This window comes from Halobacillus sp. (assembly GCF_049282395.1).
In the GTDB taxonomy this organism is placed as follows: domain Bacteria; phylum Bacillota; class Bacilli; order Bacillales; family Halobacillaceae; genus Halobacillus.
Genome location: NZ_JBAPTY010000097.1, coordinates 1 through 4,856 on the forward strand (window position 1 = coordinate 1; position 4,856 = coordinate 4,856).

Sequence of the window (4,856 nt, forward strand, 5' to 3'; positions counted from 1 at the left end):
GGGACGATGTAGACTCCTGTGGGATGAACATGATCGGTGAGATCCCGCAGGGCTTTTAAGCCCGAGGAAGCTCACCTCATGCCCACGGAAAGCGAAATCGTCCCCCTCCTGACCTTCCGCTCAACAAATATCTCGAAACTGAGTCTTCAATAAACGGGTGCTTTTCTTTAGAAACCAGCCCTAAGAGACAAAAACAGGTAACAAAAAAGACGACGCTTAGCGCCGTCGTCTTATTTAATCAAGTTGGGAAATCCCTGCTGTCTAAGCGTTTCAAATAGAATGATGGACACCGTGTTAGCAAGGTTCAGAGAACGTACTTTTCCCGTCATGGGAACACGAAGACAGCGATCTTCCAAGCCTTCGAGAAGTTCATTCGGAATCCCATCACTTTCCCGTCCGAAAACAAAGAACAACTCTTTTTCAGGAGACGCAAAATCGAATTCTACATACGACTTAGTACCAAAATTCTCTATATAATAATAGTCCCCTTCAGGATAAGCTTCATATAAATCTTCAATTGAATCATGATAATGAATCGTTACGTCATGCCAATAATCCAGCCCTGCCCGCTTCAGCATCCGGTCCTCTGTAGAAAAGCCAAGCGGCCGGATTAAATGAAGTACGGAATTCGTAGCTAGACACGTACGAGCGATGTTTCCTGTATTTGCAGGAATTTCAGGTTGAAACAAAACAATATGGTTCGGCATTCCATTCACCTCAGTCTAATCTTAGTCAACTAGACTATTATACCATACCGATCAGTCACCAATCCGAAAAAATTTATACTGGATAGAGGGGGTATAAGCGGTAGAATCTTCATAAGCCCAGTAGCGATGCCGGCTGTTTGATGTATGAGCATTAACAAGCGGCATACCATCTTTGTTTTTTTTCACAACAATTGTATTATGGTCAAAACGACCGTCCCCTTCGAAATCATAGCAGATCACATCTCCAGGAGACAGTTCATGAGCGGAAGACACTTCTGTAGCGGTCAGCCCCTGCCTTGCGCCGCTTAAGTACCATCTAAAAGCATGGGCGACTGCCCAGCTGTAGCTCCAATTACTTCCACTGTACCACCAGCCCCTGCTGCGGTTAGAGGCTCCCCATACCGGTGCTCCTCCAGCTCTTAGGCATTGCGAAATGTAATTCGTACAGTCCACGTCAAAATGACGATAAGCCGGGTTATATGAATCCCACCACCTTTCAGCGTAGCGAACCGCATCCCTGCGGTTGTATGTAAAAGGGGCGCGCTGTCTCGCTTCTTTATCGCCAAATTCAGGTAAACAGGGATTTGTCTCAGAAGAAATCGTTTCAGTTTGTATGATATGATGCTTAACCTTACCCCCCTCGAACCACACCCTTCCCTCATAAATTCCTTCTTCTAAATAAAAGTGCCGGTGATCTTTTAGAAGAAGAGAAAGACTGAGCATATATCGCAGGGTGCTCTGCTTCTCATAGGCACACCTGTGGTAAGGCTTTAATCTGAAAGTTGCACGCTCGATCCGAATGCCCTGACTCTCTAAACTCTTCACCTTGTTATGAAGCCACTTTTCATCTTCCTGCTCCAATAGTCGGCTCATGATTCTTTCCCAATAATTCTGTATTTGATTGGTTTCCCGCATAACCCTTCCCCCTTCCTTTCATCCTATGAAAAAAAGGGACGGTCCATACAAAAAAAGACGCCTCCCGCAGGAGACGACTAGTTCGTAAACGGTACGACCGTATGTTGTTTTTCAAAATCAAGTAAGTGACGCTTCTTCTCGAGACCACCTGCGTATCCCACCAGCTTGCCGTTACTTCCGATCACCCGGTGACAGGGTACAACGATAGCAAATGGGTTTTGGTTCACAGCACCTCCGACCGCTCGAATGGCCTTCGGAGAAAGCATTGTGGAAGCAATTTCTTTATAGGAGCGTGTTTCGCCATAAGGTATTTGATTAACCAGTGTTCTCCAGACACCGCGTTGAAAATCTGTTCCATAGCAAATCAAAGGAATTGAAAATTGCGTTCTTTTTCCATCAAAGTATTCGTTTAATTCTTCTTTTGTCTGCCTGACATACTTCTGCTCAGGATCATAAACGAATTCACCTCTGAGTAAGTGCTTCTTTTTCCAGGATTGATAGGCGGAATGACGTTCTTCAAATTCGCCGAAATCAATACGACAAACTCCCTCATCATTCGCTAAAACCGTAATAGGTCCGAGAGGAGTTATAAAAGAATCATAATATAAAAAAGACCTATGGTTCATAGATTAAATCCCTTCTTTTACAGTTTTTTCTATTATACAAAAACCTTGTTCATAAGAAAAGTAGATTTGATTATATTTTTTCAAATCGAAGTCCTTTTTCCATTTCATAAACGACCTGTTCATCTTCCTCATTTATCATAGCATCCTTAATGGCCGTAAAACAATCGGATGTTCCGATTTTTCCAAGCCCCCAGGCCGCGGTTCCTCTAATGACGGGCCTCGGGTCTTCATTCATTAATCGAATTAACTCACTTATAGACGTCTCATCCCGGTAATGAGCAAGGGCCAATATCACATTTCGCTGAATTGGTTTCTTGCCTCGCCACGATCCGGAAATAGATCCGAATTTCTCTTTGAACTGGCGGTTTGAAATGGACAGAAGCGGTGTCAGCTTCGGTTTAACAACCTCAGGATCCGGCTCAAATTCCTCATGATGATGAAAATCTTTCTTTCTATTAATCGGACAGACTGTCTGACAAGTATCACAGCCGTATAGACGGTTGCCGATTTTACTTCGGAATTCATCTGGCAGGAAGTCTTTCGTCTGTGTCAGAAAAGCGATACAGCGCTGGGCATTTAATTGACCGCCCTGAACAAGAGCGCCAGTTGGACACGCATCCACGCATATATTACAATCCCCGCAGCCTTCCTGGACCGGCTCATCAGGAGCAAATGGGATATTCGTTACAAGTTCCGCTAAATATACATATGATCCGAACTCAGGAGTAATGATCGCGCAATTCTTACCGCTGAAACCGATTCCTGCCCGTTCCGCTACGGCGCGGTCGGACAGTTCACCCGTATCCACCATCGATTTTAGCTCCACGTCCGGAAACAGTTCCTGTAAATAAGCTCCTAACTTATTAAGTCGGTCTCGTAGTACAGTATGGTAATCTTCGCCCCAGGAGGCCCTGCAGAACAATCCCCGCCGGTCTCCTTTTTTGCTTTTAGGAGCGTCGTGCATTTTGGAAGGGTAAGCCATCGCGATGGAAATGATCGACTGAGCACCTGGAAGCAGGCGTCCTGGTTCCGTCCGTTCATCTACATCGCCTTTTTCAAATCCGGACTGGTAGCCAAGAGCCTCCTGCCGCTTAAGCCTGGCTTTTAATTCGCCAAACACATCGGCTGAGGCAAAGCCTATTTTATCAATCCCAATTTCCTTACTATACGCTATCACCTGTTCTTTAAGCTCATGATAATCCATCGCGGCTCCTCCTTCCTATCTGATATCTTTTACTTTCGCGGTTCTTATCCGATTTAACGTTGCCGCTATTTCAAAACGGCGCGGGCGTGCAATCTCGCCAGGGTGCTGATCTTTAAATGGAGCAAACGAAGCCAATCCCTTCTCATCAAACTGCTTTTCAATCTGATCAAGAAGGTCATTTAGCGATTGCTCTGTTTTCAAACTTCCTTTTTTATCTAAATTCAGAATAACATCCGCAATCATGCGTGTCTGGGATGGGTCTACGAGCTGCTCCACTCCGTCCAGATTAATTTCTGTCTGTCCCATAAGGATCGTCGTCTTTCCTTTTGCTTGGACCTTCTCTTTCTTCCCTTTTCTCGTCTGAAGACTGGAAGCTGAAAACGCACGTGCCGGAACAGCACCGAACTTCTCATCCTCAGTGGTCGCCCGGCTGCTTGGGTACTTGCTGGCAATATCTTTCGCTTTCCCGGTAACATTATAAGGTACATATTGGTCCATCATCAGGACATCATCGGCAACCTGGAAATAGTCGCCGGATCCACCCATGACGAGAATCGTAGAAACATCCAGATCATCACGCATCTGCTTAATTTTATCAATAAACGGCGTAATCGGTTCTTTTTCTTTCACGACAAGCTCCTGCATCCGCTCATCACGGATCATGAAGTTCGTTGCACTTGTATCTTCATCAATTAACAGCGTTTTAGCTCCGGCTTCAAGGGCTTCAATGACATTAGCCGCCTGCGAAGTACTTCCGCTGGCATTTTCCGTTGAGAACTGAGTCGTATCTGTGCCATGTGGAAGGTTTTTGATAAATGGTGAAATGTCCACACTTGTTACCTGCCTGCCGTCTTCTGCTCTAACTTTTACAGCAGCAGGATCTGTCATCACGTATTCTCTGCCATCCCCTTTGATATGAGGATACACGCCTCTTTCCATCGCGTTCAACAGGGTACTTTTACCATGATAACCGCCGCCTACGATCAATACAATCCCTTTCTTAACCGCCATGCCTGTCAGCGGCTCCTCTCTGTGAGGGATAGAAAAGGAGACCCGGTTCTCTTCTGGACTTTGAAATGGCACGGCTTTTTTCATTGGACGTTCGCTGATCCCGCTCTCGCGAGGAAGGACAGCTCCATCAGCCACAAACGAAATCCAGTCATTCTTTTTCATCTCTGCCTGAATCGCTTCATGCTGGTCGGCCAATTGACAGGCCTCTTCAATTTCTTCATCCTTAATGGAAAAAACAGAATGCTGAATAATCTCAGGAATGACTTTGAAGAAGAGCTTGTCCGCTTCCTTGCCATTAATACGGCGTCCATTAGCTGGGAGGCCGATCGTGAGGCAAACCGTCATATCTTCTGGGTTCAGGTTGACTGCGGCCCGGTCCAGAATCTCCTGACC

General features: G+C 45.7%; 5 protein-coding genes. All 5 read right to left on the minus strand.

Annotated features, from left to right (window positions below; translation table 11 throughout):
- Window positions 1-230 precede the first annotated feature (230 nt).
- Window positions 231-707 (minus strand): tRNA (uridine(34)/cytosine(34)/5-carboxymethylaminomethyluridine(34)-2'-O)-methyltransferase TrmL, encoded by a 477-nt coding sequence (gene trmL, locus WAM07_RS04700; RefSeq protein WP_422165197.1) that lies wholly within the window; start codon window positions 705-707, stop codon window positions 231-233.
- A gap of 51 nt (window positions 708-758) precedes the next feature.
- On the minus strand, window positions 759-1,622 hold the full coding sequence (locus WAM07_RS04705; protein WP_422165199.1) for an amidase domain-containing protein: 864 nt from the start codon (window positions 1,620-1,622) through the stop codon (window positions 759-761).
- A 77-nt stretch (window positions 1,623-1,699) separates the two neighbouring features.
- Window positions 1,700-2,248, minus strand: coding sequence for a methylated-DNA--[protein]-cysteine S-methyltransferase (locus tag WAM07_RS04710; protein ID WP_422165201.1), 549 nt, complete (start codon window positions 2,246-2,248; stop codon window positions 1,700-1,702).
- 70 nt (window positions 2,249-2,318) lie between these two features.
- Window positions 2,319-3,452, minus strand: coding sequence for a tRNA epoxyqueuosine(34) reductase QueG (queG, locus tag WAM07_RS04715; RefSeq protein WP_422165203.1), 1,134 nt, complete (start codon window positions 3,450-3,452; stop codon window positions 2,319-2,321).
- 15 nt (window positions 3,453-3,467) lie between these two features.
- Window positions 3,468-4,856: ABC-ATPase domain-containing protein (locus tag WAM07_RS04720; RefSeq protein WP_422165205.1), on the minus strand; the 1,389-nt coding region annotated here is incomplete at its 5' end.